This is a genomic window from Burkholderia alba, assembly GCF_034721475.1.
Taxonomy (GTDB): domain Bacteria; phylum Pseudomonadota; class Gammaproteobacteria; order Burkholderiales; family Burkholderiaceae; genus Burkholderia; species Burkholderia alba.
Genome location: NZ_JAWJWL010000003.1, coordinates 287,223 through 305,868 on the forward strand (window position 1 = coordinate 287,223; position 18,646 = coordinate 305,868).

At 67.7% G+C, this 18,646-nt stretch carries 17 protein-coding genes; 9 read left to right on the plus strand and 8 right to left on the minus strand.

Annotated features, from left to right (window positions below):
• Positions 1 to 39 precede the first annotated feature (39 nt).
• The 5 genes from pncB to RZR99_RS04775 all read left to right on the plus strand — a co-directional run bounded on the left by pncB (position 40) and on the right by RZR99_RS04775 (position 6,027).
• Positions 40 to 1,245: a nicotinate phosphoribosyltransferase gene (gene pncB / locus RZR99_RS04755; RefSeq protein ID WP_323118576.1), complete on the plus strand. Its 1,206-nt coding sequence runs from the start codon at positions 40 to 42 to the stop codon at positions 1,243 to 1,245.
• A gap of 98 nt (positions 1,246 to 1,343) precedes the next feature.
• Positions 1,344 to 2,006 (plus strand): LutC/YkgG family protein, encoded by a 663-nt coding sequence (locus tag RZR99_RS04760; protein ID WP_323118577.1) that lies wholly within the window; start codon positions 1,344 to 1,346, stop codon positions 2,004 to 2,006.
• 55 nt (positions 2,007 to 2,061) lie between these two features.
• Positions 2,062 to 3,486, plus strand: coding sequence for a sodium:proton antiporter (locus tag RZR99_RS04765; protein ID WP_323118578.1), 1,425 nt, complete (start codon positions 2,062 to 2,064; stop codon positions 3,484 to 3,486).
• Positions 3,487 to 3,571: 85 nt separating this feature from the next.
• Positions 3,572 to 4,561, plus strand: a complete 990-nt coding sequence (locus RZR99_RS04770; protein ID WP_323118579.1) for a 2-hydroxyacid dehydrogenase — start codon at positions 3,572 to 3,574, stop codon at positions 4,559 to 4,561.
• Positions 4,558 to 6,027 carry a DNA recombination protein RmuC gene (locus RZR99_RS04775; protein WP_323118580.1) on the plus strand — a complete coding sequence of 490 codons (1,470 nt, stop codon included), beginning with the start codon at positions 4,558 to 4,560 and terminating at the stop codon, positions 6,025 to 6,027. The genes RZR99_RS04770 and RZR99_RS04775 overlap by 4 nt, the downstream gene beginning before the upstream one ends.
• Positions 6,028 to 6,123: 96 nt before the next feature.
• Here the strand turns inward: RZR99_RS04775 and RZR99_RS04780 are convergent, their stop codons facing one another.
• From RZR99_RS04780 to RZR99_RS04805, 6 genes are all read right to left on the minus strand, one after another.
• Positions 6,124 to 6,552 (minus strand): GNAT family N-acetyltransferase, encoded by a 429-nt coding sequence (locus RZR99_RS04780; RefSeq protein ID WP_323118639.1) that lies wholly within the window; start codon positions 6,550 to 6,552, stop codon positions 6,124 to 6,126.
• Between the two features lie 71 nt (positions 6,553 to 6,623).
• Entirely contained in the window at positions 6,624 to 6,899 is a 276-nt protein-coding gene (locus RZR99_RS04785) for a hypothetical protein (protein WP_323118581.1), read from the minus strand.
• A 38-nt stretch (positions 6,900 to 6,937) separates the two neighbouring features.
• The gene (gene moeA, locus RZR99_RS04790; protein ID WP_323118582.1) at positions 6,938 to 8,233 is read right to left on the minus strand and encodes a molybdopterin molybdotransferase MoeA; all 1,296 of its coding nucleotides are present in this window, start codon (positions 8,231 to 8,233) and stop codon (positions 6,938 to 6,940) included.
• A 113-nt stretch (positions 8,234 to 8,346) separates the two neighbouring features.
• A complete protein-coding gene (gene mobA, locus RZR99_RS04795; protein WP_323118583.1) occupies positions 8,347 to 8,967 on the minus strand; it encodes a molybdenum cofactor guanylyltransferase MobA in 621 nt (206 codons plus the stop codon).
• Positions 8,968 to 9,010: 43 nt separating this feature from the next.
• A complete protein-coding gene (gene moaA, locus RZR99_RS04800) occupies positions 9,011 to 10,114 on the minus strand; it encodes a GTP 3',8-cyclase MoaA (RefSeq protein WP_323118584.1) in 1,104 nt (367 codons plus the stop codon).
• 138 nt (positions 10,115 to 10,252) lie between these two features.
• Entirely contained in the window at positions 10,253 to 13,417 is a 3,165-nt protein-coding gene (locus RZR99_RS04805; RefSeq protein WP_323118585.1) for an Rne/Rng family ribonuclease, read from the minus strand.
• A 722-nt stretch (positions 13,418 to 14,139) separates the two neighbouring features.
• Between RZR99_RS04805 and RZR99_RS04810 the strand changes: the two genes are divergently transcribed.
• From RZR99_RS04810 to RZR99_RS04825, 4 genes are read left to right on the plus strand one after another with little or no spacing between them, the layout of a single operon-like run.
• A complete protein-coding gene (locus RZR99_RS04810) occupies positions 14,140 to 15,168 on the plus strand; it encodes an RluA family pseudouridine synthase (RefSeq protein ID WP_323118640.1) in 1,029 nt (342 codons plus the stop codon).
• Complete coding sequence (locus RZR99_RS04815) at positions 15,149 to 15,808, plus strand: HAD-IA family hydrolase (protein ID WP_323118586.1); 660 nt, start codon at positions 15,149 to 15,151, stop codon at positions 15,806 to 15,808. The genes RZR99_RS04810 and RZR99_RS04815 overlap by 20 nt, the downstream gene beginning before the upstream one ends.
• Entirely contained in the window at positions 15,805 to 16,197 is a 393-nt protein-coding gene (locus RZR99_RS04820) for a Rieske (2Fe-2S) protein (protein ID WP_323118587.1), read from the plus strand. The genes RZR99_RS04815 and RZR99_RS04820 overlap by 4 nt, the downstream gene beginning before the upstream one ends.
• Positions 16,198 to 16,213: 16 nt before the next feature.
• The gene (locus tag RZR99_RS04825; RefSeq protein WP_323118588.1) at positions 16,214 to 17,215 is read left to right on the plus strand and encodes a S49 family peptidase; all 1,002 of its coding nucleotides are present in this window, start codon (positions 16,214 to 16,216) and stop codon (positions 17,213 to 17,215) included.
• A 9-nt stretch (positions 17,216 to 17,224) separates the two neighbouring features.
• On the opposite strand, the gene RZR99_RS04830 is transcribed toward RZR99_RS04825, so the two are convergent.
• Positions 17,225 to 17,947 (minus strand): SAM-dependent methyltransferase, encoded by a 723-nt coding sequence (locus RZR99_RS04830; RefSeq protein ID WP_323118589.1) that lies wholly within the window; start codon positions 17,945 to 17,947, stop codon positions 17,225 to 17,227.
• A complete protein-coding gene (locus RZR99_RS04835) occupies positions 17,947 to 18,591 on the minus strand; it encodes a Maf-like protein (RefSeq protein WP_323118641.1) in 645 nt (214 codons plus the stop codon). Before RZR99_RS04835 ends, RZR99_RS04830 begins: the two co-directional genes overlap by 1 nt.
• Positions 18,592 to 18,646 lie beyond the last annotated feature (55 nt).

Genomic DNA, 18,646 nt, shown 5'->3' on the forward strand with positions numbered 1-18,646 from the left:
GACATTCAGGCTCTGTCGCGATCTAGGCAGTTTCGACTCATGATCATCACTTCGCTGCTCGACACCGACCTGTATAAATTCACCATGATGCAGGTCGTCCTGCATCATTTTCCGGCCGCGAGCGTCGAGTACCGTTTCAAGTGTCGCACGCCCGGCGTCGACCTCGTGCCGTACATCGACGAGATCCGCGCCGAGCTCAAGGCGCTGTGTCAGTTGCGCTTCACCGACAGCGAGCTCGACTACCTGCGCCGCATGCGTTTCATCAAGAGCGATTTCGTCGATTTCCTCGCGCTCTTCCATCTCAGCGAAAAATACATCGATATCGCCCCTTCGCCGAAAGGCAACGGCGAGATCGAGATCGAGATCAAGGGACCGTGGCTGCACACGATCCTGTTCGAGATCCCGATGCTCGCGATCGTCAACGAAGTGTACTTCCGCAATACGCAGCGCGAGCCCGACTATCGCGAAGGGCGCGAGCGCTTGCGCGAGAAGATCGCGCTGCTGGGCGGCCAGCCGGAGTTCGCCGATTGCAAGATCGCCGACTACGGCACCCGGCGGCGCTTCTCGAAGGTCTGGCACGAGGAGGTGGCGCTGACGCTGCGCGACGGCCTCGGGCCGCAGTTCGCCGGCACCAGCAACGTGTATTACGCGATGAAGCACGGGATCACGCCGCTCGGCACGATGGCGCACGAGTACCTGCAGGCCTGCCAGGCGCTCGGGCCGCGGCTGCGCGATTCGCAGACCTATGGCTTCGAGATGTGGGCGAAGGAATATCGCGGCGACCTCGGCATCGCGCTGTCGGACGTCTACGGCATGCAGGCGTTCCTGCGCGACTTCGACATGTACTTCTGCAAGCTGTTCGACGGCGCGCGCCATGATTCCGGCGATCCGTTCGACTGGGGCGAGCGGCTCATCAAGCATTACGAGGACAACCGCTGCGACCCCCGCACCAAGGTGCTGGTGTTTTCGGACGCGCTCGACATCCCGAAGGTCATGCAGCTCTACGAACGGTTCCGCTCCCGCTGCAAGCTCGCGTTCGGGGTCGGCACCAATCTCACCAACGATCTCGGCTACGTGCCGCTGCAGATCGTGATCAAGATGGTGCGATGCAACGGCCAGCCGGTCGCGAAGCTGTCCGACTCGCCCGGCAAGAGCATGTGTGAAGACAAGGCGTATCTCGCCTATCTGAGGCAGGTGTTCGGGATCGAGCAGCCCGCCGACGAGAGCGACGCCGCCGGCAAGTGACGCCGGCGGACCGCGGCGCGCCACGATCCGGGTTCGCGCGCGGGGCATGGCCGGTATAATTGCGCCGGTATCGGATGCCATCGTCACAAGGATCGTTCATGGACACATCGGCCGCGCGCCGCAACATCCTGGCGCGCATTCGCGCAGCCCAGGGCCGTCCGGCGGAGCCCGACGCCGCGGAACGCGAGCGTGCCGCCGATTATCTGGCGCGTCATCCCGAAGGGCCGCGTCCGCTCATGCCGGCGGATCTCGCGGCCCGCTTCACCGAGGAAGCCACGCGGCTTTCGACGACCGTCGACACGGTCGCGTCGATGGCCGATGCGCCCGCCGCCGCGGCCCGCTACCTCGGCGCGCACGGCCTGCCTGCGGAGGCGATCGCCTGGCGCACGCTCGACGGGCTGGACTGGCGTGCCGCGGGGTTGACGGTCGCGTTTCGCCAGCCGGGGAACGCCGACCTGGTCGGCATCACCGGATGTTTTTGCGCGACGGCGGAAACCGGATCGCTCGTGCTGCTGTCTAGTCCCGAGACCGACGTGTCGGCCGCTCTGCTGCCCGAAACGCACATCGCGATCGTGCCGGCGTCGCGGATCGTGGCGGGGCACGAGGACGCGTTCGCGCTGATCCGCGCCGAGCGCGGCGAATTGCCGCGCGCCGTGAACTTCGTGTCGGGGCCGTCGCGGACCGGCGACATCGAGCAGACCATCGTGCTCGGCGCGCACGGGCCGTATCGCGTGCATGCGATCGTCGTCGGCGGCGCGTGAGCGCGGCATCCTCCGTCGCACCTGCAATCCATCTGTATTTCAAGAGGTAGTGAATATGAAACGACATGCCGCCTGCGCGGGCATGGCGCTGGGAGCCGCACTCTGCGTCTTTCCCGCGCTCGCATCGGCCGCGACTCTCGACGGCGCCACGCTTTCCGCGCTCTGGGGCGTCCCGTTCGCGGGCATCCTGCTGTCGATCGCCATTTTCCCGCTGGTCGCGCCGGTGTTCTGGCATCACCATTTCGGCAAGATCGCCGCTGCGTGGGCGATCGTCTTTCTCGTGCCGTTCGCGTTCGCGTTCGGGGCCGGTACCGCGTTCGGCACGCTGGTACACGCGCTGCTCGAAGAGTACATCCCGTTCATCGTGCTGCTGACGACGCTCTATACCGTCGCGGGCGGCATCTGCGTGCACGGCAACCTGCACGGCACGCCGAAGCTCAACACCGGCATCCTCGCGCTCGGCACCGTGCTCGCCAGCATCATGGGCACGACGGGCGCGGCGATGCTGCTGATTCGCCCGCTGCTGCGCGCGAACGACAACCGCAAGCACGTCGTGCATGTGGTCGTGTTCTTCATCTTTCTGGTCGCGAACGCGGGCGGCTCGCTGTCTCCGCTCGGCGATCCGCCGCTGTTCCTCGGTTTCCTGAACGGCGTGAGCTTCTTCTGGACCACGACGCATCTGGCGCTGCCGATGCTGTTCATCTGCGGCGTCCTGCTCGCATTGTTCTTCGCGCTCGACACGTACTTCTACCGGAAGGGCGGCGAGGAACGCAAAGCGTTCCTGGACCCGACCCCCGACAGCCACGGCATCTCGATCGACGGCAAGGTCAATTTCATCCTGCTCGGCGCGGTGATCGTGCTCGTGCTGATGAGCGGCCTGTGGAAGCCCGGCATCACGTTCGACGTGTTCGGCACCCATGTCGCGCTGCAGAACGCGGTGCGCGACGTCGCGCTGATCGCCGTTGCGCTGCTGTCGCTCGCGATCACGCCGCGTTCGGCGCGCGAAGGCAATGCGTTCAACTGGGCGCCGATCGAGGAAGTCGCGAAGCTGTTCGCCGGGATCTTCGTGACGATCGCGCCGGTGATCGTGATCCTGCGGGCGGGACAGGACGGCGCGTTCGCGCAGATCGTCCATCTCGTGACCGGCGCGGACGGCAAGCCCGTCGACGCGATGTATTTCTGGGCGACGGGCGTGCTGTCGTCGTTCCTCGACAATGCGCCGACCTACCTGGTGTTCTTCAACCTGGCGGGCGGCGATGCGCAGACGCTGATGACGACGGGGGCAACCACGCTCGCGGCGATTTCGGCGGGGGCGGTGTTCATGGGCGCGAACAGCTACATCGGTAACGCACCGAACTTCATGGTGAAGGCGATCGCCGAGTCGCGCGGCGTGAAGATGCCGAGCTTTTTCGCCTACCTGGGCTGGGCGCTGACGATCCTGGTGCCGGTATTCCTGCTGGCGACGTGGATTTTCTTCTGAGCGTAAGCTGACGGATTTCGATGATCGACGAGCGGCACACGGCGCGATGCGCACCGTGTGCCGCACGCAGTATACGGAGAGGGCAATGCAGAAAATATTGGTCGCGCGTCCGATCTTCCCGGACGTGGTGGAGCGGCTCCGGCAGTTTTTCGAGGTCGACTGGAACGACGGCGAAGCGCTCGCCTCCGATGCGCTGAGCCGGCGTCTGTCCGACAAGGACGGCGCGCTCACGGCGGGCGATCCGATCGGCGCGGCCGCACTCGCCGCCGCGCCGCGGCTGCGGGTCGTGTCGAATATGGCGGTCGGCTACAACAATTTCGATATGGCGGCGTTCAATGCTGCGAACGTGCTCGGCACCAACACGCCCGACGTCCTGAACGAATCCACCGCCGATTTCGGCTGGGCGCTGATGATGGCGGCCGCGCGCCGGATTACGGAATCCGAGCACTGGCTGCGCGCGGGCCGCTGGCGCAAATGGGAGTACGACGGTTTCCTCGGCTCGGATCTGTACGGCTCGACGCTCGGCGTGATCGGCATGGGGCGGATCGGCCAGGCGCTCGCGCGCCGCGCGCGCGGCTTCAACATGCGGGTGATCTATCACAACCGGTCGCGGGTCGCCCCCGCGATCGAAGCGGAGCTGAACGCCGAATACGCGACGAAGGAAGCGCTGCTCGCGCGCGCCGATCATGTCGTGCTGGTGTTGCCCTACACGAAGGATAGCCACCACACGATCGGCGCGGCGGAGCTGGCGCTGATGAAGCCCACCGCGACGCTGACCAACATCGCGCGCGGCGGCATCGTCGACGACGCGGCGCTTGCCGCCGCGTTGCGCGACAAGCGGATCGCCGCGGCGGCGCTCGACGTGTTCGAGGGCGAGCCGGCCGTTCACCCGGCGCTGCTCGAGGTACCGAACATCGTGCTCACGCCGCATATCGCGAGCGCGACGGAGGCAACGCGCCGCGCGATGGCGGATCTCGCCGCCGACAACCTGATCGCGGCACTGGGCGAAGGTCCGCGAGCGGGCCGTCCGCCGAACCCGATCAATCCCGAGGTCATGGGGAAGAACCGCTCATGACGTCCGTGCTGCTGGCTGCCGTCCTGATCCTGGCGGCGGCGCTCGTCATCGCGCTCGTCGTCGTAATGCGCGGCACGGGGCGCGACCAGGTCGAACTGCTCGGCGAGCAGCTCGACGAAGCGAGCGACGCGCAGACGCGCTCGGCCGAACGGCTCGAGCGCGAACTGCGCGGCGAGATCGTCACCAGCGCGCGGGGCGCACGCACCGAGATGACCGGCAATTTCGCGCAGCTGCAGCAGACGCTGGCCGCGCAGCTGACGAGCGTCGCGACGCTGCAGAACAACCAGATCGAAGGGTTCGGGCAGCAGTTGGCGTTGCTGGTAGCCGGCAATACGCAGCAGTTCGACGCGATGCGCGACACGCTGCAGCGGCAGGCGCAACTCGCGCGCGAAGAGCAGGGCGTCGCGCTCAAGCATTTCGGCGAGGCGCTCAATCAGCAGCTCAAGCAACTGAGCGAGGCGAACGATCGCCGGATGGGCGAGGTCCGGGCGACGCTCGAGCAGCGTCTGAAGGACATCGAGGCGAACAACGCCGCGAAGCTGGAGGAGATGCGGCGGACGGTCGATGAAAAACTGCATGCGACGCTGGAGCAGCGCCTCGGCGAATCGTTCAAGCTCGTTTCCGATCGGCTCGAACAGGTGCATCGCGGTCTGGGGGAAATGCAGACGCTCGCGGCGGGTGTCGGCGACCTGAAGAAGGTGCTGACCAACGTCAAGACGCGCGGGACCTGGGGCGAAGTGCAGCTCGAGGCGCTGCTCGAACAGATCCTGACGCCGGACCAGTACGCGAAGAATGTCGCGACGGTGCCGAAGAGCAGCGAGCGGGTGGAGTTCGCGATTCGCTTGCCGGGACGCCAGGACGCGTCCGGCCCCGCCGACACGCAGCCGGTATGGTTGCCGATCGACGCGAAATTCCCGCGCGAGGACTACGAGCGTCTGATCGATGCGCAGGAGCGCGCCGATGCGGCGGCGGTGGACGAGGCGGCGCGCGCGCTGGAGGCACGGATCCGGACGGAGGCGCGCAGCATTGCCGAGAAATACGTGGCGCCGCCGCACACGACCGATTTCGCGCTGCTGTTCCTGCCGACCGAAGGGCTGTATGCGGAGATTGTGCGCCGGCCCGGCCTCACGGATCTGCTGCAGCGCGATTACCGGGTGACGATCGCCGGCCCGACCACGCTGACGGCATTGCTGAACAGCCTGCAGATGGGTTTCCGGACGCTGGCGATCGAGAAGCGTTCGAGCGAGGTGTGGCAGGTGCTGGGCGCGGTCAAGACCGAGTTCGGCAAGTTCGGCGACGTGCTGGCGAGAACCAAGTCGCAGCTCGAGACGGTCACGCGCTCGATCGAATTGGCGGAGCAGCGCACCCGCGTGATGAATCGCAAGCTGAAGCAGGTCGAGGCGTTGCCGGGCGACGAGGCGAGCGGCTTGCTCGGGGGCGACGCGCAGGAGCCGGACGACGCCTGACGATCGGGCGAGGCGCGCCGGCGCACTGGTTTGCCGATATGAAACGGGGCGCCTCAGGGCGCCCCGTTTCGTTTATCGCGCTCGCCGCGCGAGCCGTTACCGCACCGGTTGCGCGAGTTGCGTCAGCGCATCGCCGGTGATGCGCGCGACCCGCCAGTCGGGCAGCACGGTCGCGCCCATCTTCTCGTAGAAGTCGATCGCGGGCTGGTTCCAGTCGAGCACGGTCCACTCGAAGCGCCCGCAGCGGCGCTCGACCGCGAGCGCCGCGAGACGGCGCAGGATCTGCGTACCGAGTCCCGACCCGCGCTGCGATGGCTGGACGTACAGGTCCTCCAGATACAGGCCGCGCCGGCCGAGAAACGTCGAATAATTGTGGAAGAACAGGGCGTAGCCGACCAGGGCGCCGCCGCGTTCGGCGACCAGCGCCTCCGCCGAGGGCCGTGAGCCGAACAGCGCGTCGGCGACGTCCGCATCGGTGGCGACGAACAGGTGCGTGAGCTGCTCGAATTCGGCCAGCTCGCGCATCAGTGCGACGATCGGTGCAACGTCGTCGCGGGTCGCCGCGCGGATCGTCGCGGCCGGCTGCGCGGCTATGCTCACGCTTCCTCCGGCGCGTCCGACAGCACGATTTCGATGCCGCCGAATCGCGACGCGACCCAGTTGTACGCGTGACAGGCGATCCACAGCAGCACGAAGCCGAGAATGGCATTGAGCAGCAGCGCGCTGAAGATCGTGCTCAGTTCCACCGAACCGTAGCGAACGAACGCGACCAGGATGCCGAGCAGCACGATCGGTACGCTGAACGTCAGGTAGACGAGAATCAGCGCCTTCGCGGTCTGTCCTGCGGCAATGGATGAGATTTGCTTTTTCATGTGCGAGTAGCCCCCGTCAATGTGTGCTGAAAATGAATCTAGATTGAGCCGTCGAACGGCAGGATATCGACCGTGGCGCCGGCGTCAACCCGTGCGGTGTCGTGCGCGAGCACGATGAAGCAGTTGGCGGCGGCGAGCCCGGCGAGCGACGCCGAGCTTTGCGAGCCGGCCGGCGTGACCTGCCAGGCGCCGTCGGCCGTGCGCGATGCGATGCCGCGCAGGTATTCGGTACGGCCCGGGCGCTTGGGGAGGGCGTGCGTGCAGACGGCCGGATAGTGCGGCGTCGGCTGGGGTTCGGCGCCCATCATCGCGAACAGCGCGTCGCGCACGATCACGTGAAAGGCAACCGCCACCGCGACGGGGTTGCCCGGCAGGCCGAACAACAGCGCGGGCCGTGCGCTACGCTCGCCCGACCAGATGCGCCCGCAAGCGAGCGGCCGGCCGGGACGCAGCGCGACACTCGCGAAAGTGACGTCGCCGAGCCGCGCCATCAGGACGCGCGTGAAGTCCGCGTCGCCGACCGATACGCCGCCCGACGTGATGATCGCGTCGGCTCGCGCGGCGGCGGTGCGCAGCGCGTGTTCGAGCGCGGCGGGATCGTCGCGGACGATGCCGAGGTCGAGCGGTTCGACATTGAGCCGTGTCAGGATGCCGTAAAGCGTGGCGCGGTTGCTGTCGTAGAGACCGCCGGCGCCCAGCGGTTCGTCGGGGGTGCGCAATTCGTCCCCGGTCGAGAAGAACGCGACGCGCAGCCGGCGGCGTACCGCGACTTCAGCGATGCCGAGCGACGCAAGCAGGCCGAGATCCGCGGCGCGCACGATGCGGCCCGCGTGCAGCACCCGCGAACCGCGGCCGAGATCCTCGCCCGCGCGCCGGCAGTGGTCGCCGCGCGCGACGCCGACGCTCGAAAATCGCACTGTGTCGCCGTCGAGCGCGATCCGTTCCAGCGGAATCACCGTGTCGGTGCCGGCCGGCAGCAGCGCGCCCGTCATGATCCTGACGCATCCGCCCGCCGGCACCGCGCCGTCGAACGGATGACCGGCCAGCGCCTGGCCGGCGACCGTCAGCGCGAGGGGGTCGGATTCGGCTCGCGCCGTGAGCAGCACGCCGTCGAACGCATAGCCGTCCATCGCGGAATTGTCGTAGGCCGGCACGTCGAGCGGCGACGCAACGTCGTCGGCCAGTACGCGGCCGAGCGCATCGCGCAGCGCGACCCGCTCGCTTGTCTCGACCGGCTCGGCGAAGCGCCGGGCGAGCGCGCGTGCGGCCTCGACCGGCAAGACTGCATCGGTGTCGGGCGGCGCGGGCGGGAGGGAGGTGGTATGCGTGGTCATCGATGAAGAAGCGCCGCGAGGCGTGCTGGATTCGTGGCCGGAGTGCCAATGCCGTGTTCTGGCAGAGCGCGCGGCGGCGTAAGCGGCGAGCGGCGCGCAGGAGCGGCGGGCGGTCAGTTGCGGTTCAGTCCGGCCAGTTCCTGCAAAGAGTTGGCATTGTAAAACGCGCGCTCGTCGTCAAAAGCCACTTCGACCGTCTTGTGGCGCGCGTACCACGCACGCATCTTGCGTTCGCCCGCGTCGAGCCGGGCCGCGAGATCGTCGGCGAGCGCCGTGCGCACGAGCGCGAAAACCGGCTGCGGGGACGCCGTGCCGTGTGCATCGACGGTCGTTGCCATGGCGATGTCGGCGCCGGCGGCGTCGAGTGCCGCCGCGAGGCGCGCGCCGAGATCGGCGGGCAGGAACGGCGAGTCGCATGGGGCACACAGCACGCGCGGCGCGGCGGCGGCGCGCATGCCCGCCAGCAGCCCGGCCAGCGGGCCGGAGAAATCGGCGTCGGCGTCGGCGACGACGCGCGCGCCAAACGGCGCGCCCAGCGCGGCGTAGTCGTCCAGGTGGCGATTCGCGCTGATCACGAGCCTGTCGACCTGCGGCGCGAGGCGCCGCAGTCCATGCAGCGCGAGCGCTTCGCCGCGCAGCAGCTGCAGCCCTTTGTCGACGCCGCCCATCCGCATGCCGCGTCCGCCGGCGAGCAGCAGTCCGGTAGCGGCGACGGAGGCATGGAGCGGCGGCATCGTGGAGATCGGGAGGGAAAATAGAGCGGGCGGCGGGCGGCGCTCAGCCGCCGATGTAGGACATCTCGACACGCTTGGCGTCGATCGCCGGTGCCGCCGCGCTGCCGCGCAGCTGCGAATAGCGGTCGGTGCGCGCATGCCAGATCCGGGCGATGGCGGTGCTGATCGCGGCGTCGCTCGCGCCTGCGCGCAGCAGTGCGCGCAGATCGTGGCCCGACGATGCGAACAGGCACAGGTACAGCTTGCCTTCCGTCGACAGCCGCGCGCGGGTGCAATCGCCGCAAAACGCGCGGGTGACGCTGGAGATCACGCCCAGTTCGCCGGTACCGTCCGCATAAGCCCATCGCTGCGCGGTTTCGGCGCGGCTGTGCGCATCGAGCGGGACCAGCGGGAAATGTTCCGCGATCCGTTCGAGCACCTCCGCGGACGGTAGCACTTCGGTCATGTCCCAGCCGTTCGATGTGCCGACATCCATGTATTCGATGAAGCGCAGGATGACACCCGTGTCGCGGAAGCGGCGCGCCATCGGCAAGATCTCGCTGTCGTTGGTGCCGCGCTTGACCACCATGTTGACCTTGATCGGCCCGAGTCCGGTCGCCTGCGCGGCGAAGATGCCGTCGAGCACGTCGGCGCTCGCGAAATCGGCATCGTTCATGCGCTTGAACAGCGCCTCGTCGAGCGCATCGAGGCTCACCGTGACGCGGGTCAGCCCGGCGTCCTTCAGGCTTCGGGCCTTGCGCGCGAGCAGCGATCCGTTCGTCGTCAGCGTCAGATCGAGCGGGCGTCCGTCGACCGTCGACAGGCGCGCGAGCCGCTCGATCAGGAATTCTAGGTTCTTGCGCAGCAGCGGTTCGCCGCCGGTAATGCGGATTTTCTCGACGCCGTGCGCGACGAAAAGCCGCGCGAGCCGCTCGATTTCCTCATGAGAAAGCAGGGCACCGTGCGGCAGGAACGGATAGTCCTTGTCGAACACCGTGCGCGGCATGCAGTACACGCAGCGGAAGTTGCAGCGATCCGTGACCGAGATGCGCAGGTCGCGCAGCGGCCGGGCGAAAGTATCGCCCAAGGCGCCGCTCGGGATGTGGGCAAGGCCGGTGATGTCCGGCATGCCGCTCACATCGGTCACAGGAATGATGCGTCGGGACATGATCGTTGAAAGGTGAGTCAGACTTCCATTTTAGCTGGAAGCCGCGGGTAGGGCCGGGGCACGGAAACCCCCGAAAAAGCAGCACAGACGAAAAAGCCCGCCTCGAGAGGCGGGCTTTTTCACCGGAACACGTCGAATTTAGTGGTTCGACGTCGTTTCGACCTGCTGCATCGGCGCCGAGTCGACGGGCGGCAGCGGTTTGCGTTCACGCGGTGCGCGGACTGCCGGCGCGTGCCGCTCGGCTTCGGCCTGGGCGGCGCGCAGCTTGTCCGTGTCGGTGTTGACCCACACGAGGCCGGCGGATTCCAGCACCGAGTCGAGGTTCGCGGCTGCCGGAACGGCAACCGGAGCCCGCGGCGCGGCCGGAATGCTGACCGGCTCGGGCTGCGGTGCCGGTTCGACGGCCGCGGCTTGCGGTGCGACGGGCTCCGCTGCCCCGACTGCCGGCGCGACAGACGCGACCGGTTCCGGATGCGGTTCGACGGCGATGGACGCCACGGCGGCTGCCGGTTCGGCCTGCGGCGCGGCAACCGGCGCTTCGACCTGAACCGGCGCGGCTTCCGCTGCGACCGGAGCGGCTTCGACCGGCGCTACCGCGACGGGCTCGACGTGCACTGAGGGCGTGTCGGCGACGACGGCGGGCTCGACCGGCGCGATCGAGACGACCGGCTCGGTTGCCTGCACGGCTTCGGCGGCGACTGCGACCGTTGCGACGGCTGCTGCTGCCGGCGCGGCCGCATGCACGGCGGCTTGCGGTTCGACGGCTGCGGCGGGTGCCGTATCGGCGTGAGCCAACCCGGTTTCAGCGGCTTCGTTGCCTTCACCACCTTCATCGGTCGGGTTTTGCACCGCACCCAGATTCTCGTCGTCGCGCTCACGGCGGCCACCACGACGGCCGCGGCGGCGGCGGCGGCGCTCTTCGCCGTCACGTGCGCCTGCTTCCGCGTCGATGGCTTCCTCGCCGGGTGCGTGGGCCAGCTTTTCCGCCTCGTCCGCGTGCGCTTCGCTACCGCGATTCACCGTTTCGAGCGTGGCGGCGTGCTGTACCGGCTTGCGGCGTTCGCCTCGCTCGCGGCGCGGCGCGTCGGCCGTTTCCGGCTGGTCGGCGCGTTCGCGCGGCTCGCGGGCTTCGCGCGGTTCACGACCTTCGCGGGGCTCCCGCGCCTCACGCGGTTCACGGCCTTCGCGAGGTTCCCGTGCTTCGCGCGGCTCGCGGCCTTCGCGGGACTCCCGTGCTTCGCGCGGTTCACGGCCTTCGCGCGGCTCGCGCGCTTCGCGGCCTTCACGGTTGCCGCGACCTTCGCGACCTTCACGCGGCTCACGGCCTTCGCGACCCTCGCGCGGCTCGCGTTGTTCGCGGCCTTCCTTGCCTTCGCGCTCGGCGCGCGGCTGTTGCGCGCGGCCGCCTGCCGCAGCCTGGTCGCGGCCGCCTGCTTGCTGCTGGCCGTTGGCTCCGCGACGGTTGCGGTTGCGCTCGCCGCCGCGCTCCGCCTTGTCGCCGCGCTCGCCGCGTTCACGTGCCGGACGGGCCGGTTGCTCCTGCGCCGGAGCCGGGGCGGGGGCCGCCGCCGGCTGGCCGCCGAACAGATTCTTCAGCCAGCCGAACAGGCCGCCGCTCGCCGGTGCCGCGACGGGCGCGGCCGGTGCGGGCTGCGCGCGCTGCGGCGCGGGGCTCGGGGCCGGCCGTTCGGGGGTAATACCCTTCACAGCGGCTTCCTGCTTCGGCTTCACGTCCTCGGTGCGCTTGCTGTAGCCGGTTTCCGATTCGAGCTCGCGGGCGGCTTCCTCGGCCATCTTCCACGAAGCGCGCGGATCGTCGAGGCGGGCGTCGTCGTGGCGCAGGCGCTCGAGCTTGTAGTGCGGCGTATCGAGATGCTTGTTCGGGATCAGCACGACGCCGACCTTGAAACGAGACTCGATCTTGTTGATTTCCTGGCGCTTTTCGTTGAGCAGGAAGGCGGTCACCTCGACCGGCACCTGGCAGTGGATCGCCGCGGTGTTCTCCTTCATGGCCTCTTCCTGAATGATCCGCAGCACTTGCAGCGCGGACGATTCGGTATCGCGGATGTGGCCGGTGCCGTTGCAGCGCGGGCAGGTCACGTGGCTGCCTTCCGACAGGGCCGGACGCAGGCGTTGGCGCGACAGCTCCATCAGGCCGAAGCGGGAGATCTTGCCCATCTGGACCCGGGCGCGGTCGTGCTTGAGCGCGTCTTTCAGGCGCTGCTCGACTTCACGCTGGCTTTTCGCCGATTCCATGTCGATGAAATCGATCACGATCAGGCCGCCGAGGTCGCGCAGGCGCAACTGGCGAGCCACTTCGTCGGCGGCTTCCAGGTTGGTGCGAGTGGCCGTTTCCTCGATGTCGGCGCCCTTGGTGGCGCGCGCCGAGTTCACGTCGATCGCGACCAGCGCTTCGGTGTGATCGATCACGATCGCGCCGCCGGACGGCAGCGGCACCGTGCGCGAGTACGCCGTCTCGATCTGGTGTTCGATCTGGAAGCGCGAGAAAAGGGGCACATCGTCGTGGTAGCGCTTCACCTTGCCGACATTGTCGGGCATCACGATGTCCATGAACGCGCGGGCCTGATCGTGGATCTCGGTGGTGTCGATCAGGATTTCGCCGATATCCGGCTGGAAATAGTCCCGGATCGCGCGGATCACGAGGCTCGATTCCAGATAGATCAGCATCGGCTGGCCGGCGTGGCCGCTTTGCGATGCGGCTTCGATCGCGCGCCACAATTGCAGCAGGTAGTTCAGGTCCCACTGCAGCTCTTCGGCGCTGCGGCCGATCCCGGCCGTGCGGGCGATCATGCTCATGCCTTCCGGCAGTTCGAGCTGCGCCATGGTTTCGCGCAGTTCCTGGCGCTCGTCGCCTTCGATCCGGCGCGACACGCCGCCGCCGCGCGGGTTGTTCGGCATCAGCACCAGATAGCGGCCGGCGAGCGAGATGAACGTGGTGAGGGCGGCGCCCTTGTTGCCGCGTTCTTCCTTCTCGACCTGGACGATCAGTTCCTGGCCTTCGCGCAGCGCATCCTGGATGCGCGCGGAACGCATGTCGATGCCGTCCTTGAAGTACTGACGGGCGACCTCCTTGAACGGGAGGAAGCCGTGCCGATCTTCGCCGTAGTTGACGAAGCAGGCTTCGAGCGACGGTTCGATGCGGGTAATGACACCCTTGTAGATATTGCCTTTGCGCTGTTCGCGGCCGGCGGTTTCGATGTCGATGTCGATGAGTTTTTGCCCATCGACGATGGCGACGCGCAGTTCTTCCTGCTGCGTCGCATTGAACAGCATGCGTTTCATTGAACGACTCCAGGCGGCGTTGTCGGCGGCGCCTCGCGGTTGTCAGCCGGAGGGCGGGAACGACGGCAGGCCGCGCCTTGTTGTGTTGTCACAAGCACGCTGGAGCGGGAATGCTGGCGGGAGAATTGCCTGAAGAGGCACGGGCCCGAACGACGGGGCCGGTGGCCATAGGGCACTGCGAATACGGCTTCAAAGCACGGTGTCGACACTCCGCGCGCCTCAGGGCGCGCTAAGCCTCCGACCGGGCATTGCCGCAATGGCGCGGCGCAAGGTGCGCGCGACGCCGATGGGCGGCATATGCTGCGGCTGGGCCGCAGCGGGGAGTATCGAATCCAGCCCGACTTTCCCGCCTGGGGTGTTCTTCCTTGGTTTGACGTCGCCACATTCCGCACTCTTCGCGAAACGACATCGGGCGCACGCCGCAACATTCGCAACCGGAAGCGCGAGCCCGCTCACATCGCGCTGCATCGAAGCTTCCAATTGAATTCTTTTTGTCCAACGTTCCGTTACCGCGGCATGGCTTCAACCGAATGCGCCTGTGGGCGCGATCCCTGCCGAAGACGGGTGCCGTGCGTGCAACTTGCTGCTTCTCTTTCATTAAGGACGAGCAGCGCGCCCCCGGCGCAAGTAAAATGACGGTTTGCGCTTGCGCCTTGCACAGTCCGCCCGAACCGGCCGATCAGGCCGCCCGCAGCGGAATGCTGGGCAAAATTATATTCAGTATGAATGAGTTAGGCAAAATATCCCAGAAATCGATCGCAAGCGGCCAGGTATCGATGATCGAAATTGACGAGGGCGCCGCCGGTCAGCGCATCGATAACTTCCTGTTACGCGTCTGTAAGGGCGTGCCGAAGAGCCATATTTACCGGATCCTGCGCAGCGGCGAAGTCCGGGTCAATAAGGGTCGGGTCGATGCCCAGTACCGGCTCGTGTACGGCGACATGGTCCGGGTACCCCCCGTCCGGGTCGCGGCGGCCGATCTTGCCCGCGCCGACACGCCCATCGTTCCCGCCACCGAATTCGAGATCCTGTTCGAGGACGACGCGATGCTGGTGATCAACAAGCCGGCGGGCGTGGCGGTTCATGGCGGCAGCGGCGTCGCGTTCGGGGTGATCGAGCAGTTGCGCACCGCGCGGCCGCAGGCGAAATTCCTCGAATTGGTGCACCGTCTCGATCGCGAGACGTCCGGCGTGCTGATGCTGGCGAAGAAGCGCTCGGCGCTGGTCGGCCTGCACGTCCAGATTCGCGAGAATCAGATGGACAAGCGCTACTATGCGTGCGTTCATGGCGATTGGGCGGCCGATTGGGGCCGCCGCCGCGCGGTGAAGGCGCCGCTGTTCAAGTACACGACGGCCGAGGGCGAGCGCCGCGTGCGGGTGCAGGACGACGGCCTGGCGTCTCATACCGTGTTCAATCTGGTCGACCGCTGGCCGGAGTACGCATTGCTGGAAGCAGAACTCAAAACGGGTCGGACCCATCAGATCCGGGTGCACCTCGCCCATCTCGGCCTGCCGATCGTGGGCGACGCGAAGTATGGCGATTTCGCGCTGAACAAGGCGCTGGCGCGCGCGAAAGCGGTGCCGTCGCTGAAACGGATGTTCCTGCATGCCTACCGGTTGCGCCTCGCGCACCCGCTGACGGGCGAGCCGCTGCAGTTCGATGCGCCGCTGCCCGCCGATTGCCGGAGCTTCATCGATCAACTTACCGACTTGCGCGATACCGCCCGACAGCATGGCCCGAGAGCAATTTGACCTGATCGTCTTCGACTGGGACGGCACGCTGATGGATTCGACCGCGCATATCGCGCACAGCATCCAGGCCGCCTGCCGTGATCTCGGCGTGCCGACGCCGTCCGAGGATGCCGCGCGCTACGTGATCGGCCTGGGCCTGCGCGATGCGCTGCAGATCACCGCGCCGAGCCTCGATCCCGCCGACTATCCGCGGCTCGCCGAGCGCTACCGCTTCCATTACCTGACGAAGGACCAGCACATCGAGCTGTTCGCCGGCGCCCGGGCGATGCTGGAGGAACTGCGCGACACCGGCTACCTGCTCGGCGTCGCGACGGGGAAAGGGCGGGTCGGGCTGAATCGGGCGCTCGACCAGGCAAAGCTGACGAGCCTGTTCGACGGGACCCGCTGCGCGGACGAAACCTTTTCGAAGCCGCATCCGGCGATGCTGCAGGAGCTGACCCGTGAATTGGGGCAGGATCTTGCGCGGACCGTGATGGTCGGCGATACCACCCACGATCTGCAGATGGCGGCAAGCGCCGGCGCGGCGGGGATCGGCGTCGCGTATGGCGCGCATCCGGCCGAGGCGCTGGCGGCGCTCGAGCCGCGTTTCGTCGCCGCCGACATCGAGGCGCTGGCCGGCTGGCTGCGCGAACACGCATGAGCGAAGCCGGCGTCGAAGTCCGGCGGATCTGCGCCGCGGACGAACTCGTGGACGGCGGTGCGGGCGTGCGCTGCGCCGCCACGTTGCGCGGCGAGCAGGCGGTCGTGTTCTTCGTGCGCTACGAAGGGCGCGCGTACGGTTATCTGAACCGCTGCGCGCATGTGCCGATGGAGCTGGACTGGGCCGAGGGCCAGTTCTTCGAATCGTCGGGCTTATACTTGATGTGCGCCACGCACGGCGCGATCTACGCCCCGGATACGGGCAAATGTGTCGGCGGGCCGTGCCGCGGCGGCCGGCTGCGGCCCGTCCAGGTCGACGAACGAGACACGCCGGAAGGCCGTGCGGTATTCTGGCTGCCCGATGACGATCTGCGTCCGGCTTCGACCTGACCTCTGACTACACCGCATGTCCGACCAACTGAACTCCTCTGATTCCCCCCCTCAACCCGCAGCCGGCGGCGCGCCCGCCCGCGAACCGAACTGGGAGCGCGCGGCGCTCGAGCGGATCGCGCTGGCGGCGATCAACGAGCAGCGCGCGGCGCGGCGCTGGCGGATCTTCTTCCGGTTTGCGTTCCTGGCCGTGATGGTCGGGTTGCTGTTCGTGCTGTTCGATTTTTCCGGCGACGGCAAGATGTCGAGCGGCCGCCACACCGCGCTCGTGTCGATCGACGGCGAGATCGCGGCGGGTACCAACGCGAACGCCGAGGACATCAATTCGGCGCTCGACGACGCATTCGACGACTCCGGCACCGCGGGCGTCGTGCTGCGCATCAACAGCCCCGGCGGCAGCCCGGTGCAGGCAGGCATCGTCTACGACGAGATCCGCCGACTGCGCGCGAAACACCCGTCCAAGCCGTTGTACGTGGTCGTGACCGACATGTGCGCGTCGGGCGGCTATTACATTGCGTCCGCGGCCGACAAGATCTATGTCGACAAGGCGAGCATCGTCGGCTCGATCGGCGTGCTGATGGACGGATTCGGCTTCACTGGCCTGATGGACAAGCTGGGCGTCCAGCGCCGCCTGCACACGTCGGGCGAGAACAAGGGCTTCTTCGACCCGTTCTCGCCGGAGACGCCGAAGATGGACGCCCATGCGCAGGAGATGCTCGACCAGATCCACGCGCAGTTCATCAAGGCGGTGAAGGACGGTCGCGGCGCGCGCCTGCACGAGACGCCCGACATGTTCTCCGGCCTGTTCTGGACCGGCGAGAAGAGTGTCGAACTCGGGCTGGCCGACGGCTTCGGCACGACCGACACCGTCGCGCGCGACGTGCTGAAGGCACCCGATATCGTCGACTACACGGTCAAAGAGAGCCTGACCAACCGGGTCGCGCGACGGTTCGGCGCGGCGGTCGGCCAGGCGGCGATGAAGGCGGCGCTGGTCGGCGGAGAGATGAAGCTGCGCTGAGCCCGCGGCCTAGTTCGCGAGCAGCAGGAAGATCGCGGGGCGCTTGTGCAGATCGGGCACAGGCGCCTTTTTCCATTCCGAAGCCGCGCGGCTCACGATCGTTTCGCTGGCCAGCGTCAGGTCGGCCGCGACGCAAATGAGCGTCGACGGCGCGCAGGTCGACACCAGCGTGTCGAGCATCGCGTGATTGCGGTAGGGCGTCTCGATGAAGATCTGCGTTTCGCGCGCCTTGCGGGATTGCTGCTCCAGTTCCCGCAGCCGCTTGGCGCGCGCGGCGGCGTCGACGGGCAGGTAGCCGTGGAACGCGAAACTCTGGCCGTTCAGGCCGGACGCCATCAGCGCCAGCAGGATCGAGCTCGGGCCGACCAGCGGCACGACCTTGACGCCGCGCTCGTGTGCGCGCCGCACCAGCAGCGCACCGGGATCGGCAACGGCCGGGCAGCCCGCCTCCGATACCAGGCCGGCATCCGCGCCGGCGAGCACCGGCGCGAGCAGCCGGTCGATTTCGCCTGCCGGCGTCTTGACGTTCAGTTCGCGGATCTCGATGTCCTGGATCGGCCGTTCGGCGCCGACCTTCTTCAGGAACGCACGGGTCGTTTTCGCGTTTTCGCCGATGTAGTAGCCGAGCGACGCGGCGCGGGCCTGGACCGCGGCGGGCAGCACGGCGGCCAGCATCGCCGCATCGCCTTCGCCGAGCGTGTTGGGAATCAGATAGAGCGTGCCGGCGGCCATCAGTCGTGCGCTCCGGAGGTGGACGCCGAAAGCGCGCCGAACAGCGGATAGCCGGCGGCGCGCAGCATGCCGGTCAACGCGATGAGCGGCAGGCCGATCAGCGCGGTGGGGTCGTCGGATTCGATGGCCTCGAGCAGCGCGATGCCGAGGCCTTCCGATTTGGCGCTGCCCGCGACGTCGTAGGGCGTCTCCGCGCGCAGGTAGGCATCGAGTTCGGCGTCGCTCAGCGAGCGGAAGCGGACCCGGGTGATCACATCTTCGGTCTGCGCGACGCCCGAGCGGCTGTCATACAGGCACAGCGCGCTATGGAATTCCACGTCGCGGCCCTGCATCGATTTCAATTGAGCGAGCGCTCGGTCGTGCGAGCCGGGTTTGCCGATCTGCAATCCGTCGAAGGTGGCGACCTGATCCGACCCGATCACGAGTACGCCGTCCGGCGCGTCGATCCGGCTCGCGACCGCTCGCGCTTTCGCGGCGGACAGCCGCAGCGCGGTGGCGGACGGCGTTTCGCCCGGTTGCGGGGTTTCGTCGAGGTCGGGCGTGATCACGTCGAACGGGATGTGCAGACGTTCGAGCAGTTCCCGCCGGTAGCGGGAGCTGGAAGCGAGAATCAGCCGCGGTGGGCGGTGAGCGTTATCCGGCATGGTCAGGATGGTCGAAAGCGGGTGAGTGGGGCGCAAGGGCCGGATCGTCGGAATG

What these genes read in the sequence shown, in the direction of transcription:
- pncB (WP_323118576.1), top strand. Translation starts at nt 40, where the DNA reads ATGATCATCACTTCGCTGCTCGACACCGACCTGTATAAATTCACCATG.
- RZR99_RS04760 (WP_323118577.1), top strand. Translation starts at nt 1,344, where the DNA reads ATGGACACATCGGCCGCGCGCCGCAACATCCTGGCGCGCATTCGCGCA.
- RZR99_RS04765 (WP_323118578.1), top strand. Translation starts at nt 2,062, where the DNA reads ATGAAACGACATGCCGCCTGCGCGGGCATGGCGCTGGGAGCCGCACTC.
- RZR99_RS04770 (WP_323118579.1), top strand. Translation starts at nt 3,572, where the DNA reads ATGCAGAAAATATTGGTCGCGCGTCCGATCTTCCCGGACGTGGTGGAG.
- RZR99_RS04775 (WP_323118580.1), top strand. Translation starts at nt 4,558, where the DNA reads ATGACGTCCGTGCTGCTGGCTGCCGTCCTGATCCTGGCGGCGGCGCTC.
- RZR99_RS04780 (WP_323118639.1), bottom strand. Translation starts at nt 6,552, where the DNA reads ATGCGCGAGCTGGCCGAATTCGAGCAGCTCACGCACCTGTTCGTCGCC.
- RZR99_RS04785 (WP_323118581.1), bottom strand. Translation starts at nt 6,899, where the DNA reads ATGAAAAAGCAAATCTCATCCATTGCCGCAGGACAGACCGCGAAGGCG.
- moeA (WP_323118582.1), bottom strand. Translation starts at nt 8,233, where the DNA reads ATGACCACGCATACCACCTCCCTCCCGCCCGCGCCGCCCGACACCGAT.
- mobA (WP_323118583.1), bottom strand. Translation starts at nt 8,967, where the DNA reads ATGCCGCCGCTCCATGCCTCCGTCGCCGCTACCGGACTGCTGCTCGCC.
- moaA (WP_323118584.1), bottom strand. Translation starts at nt 10,114, where the DNA reads ATGTCCCGACGCATCATTCCTGTGACCGATGTGAGCGGCATGCCGGAC.
- RZR99_RS04805 (WP_323118585.1), bottom strand. Translation starts at nt 13,417, where the DNA reads ATGAAACGCATGCTGTTCAATGCGACGCAGCAGGAAGAACTGCGCGTC.
- RZR99_RS04810 (WP_323118640.1), top strand. Translation starts at nt 14,140, where the DNA reads ATGAATGAGTTAGGCAAAATATCCCAGAAATCGATCGCAAGCGGCCAG.
- RZR99_RS04815 (WP_323118586.1), top strand. Translation starts at nt 15,149, where the DNA reads ATGGCCCGAGAGCAATTTGACCTGATCGTCTTCGACTGGGACGGCACG.
- RZR99_RS04820 (WP_323118587.1), top strand. Translation starts at nt 15,805, where the DNA reads ATGAGCGAAGCCGGCGTCGAAGTCCGGCGGATCTGCGCCGCGGACGAA.
- RZR99_RS04825 (WP_323118588.1), top strand. Translation starts at nt 16,214, where the DNA reads ATGTCCGACCAACTGAACTCCTCTGATTCCCCCCCTCAACCCGCAGCC.
- RZR99_RS04830 (WP_323118589.1), bottom strand. Translation starts at nt 17,947, where the DNA reads ATGGCCGCCGGCACGCTCTATCTGATTCCCAACACGCTCGGCGAAGGC.
- RZR99_RS04835 (WP_323118641.1), bottom strand. Translation starts at nt 18,591, where the DNA reads ATGCCGGATAACGCTCACCGCCCACCGCGGCTGATTCTCGCTTCCAGC.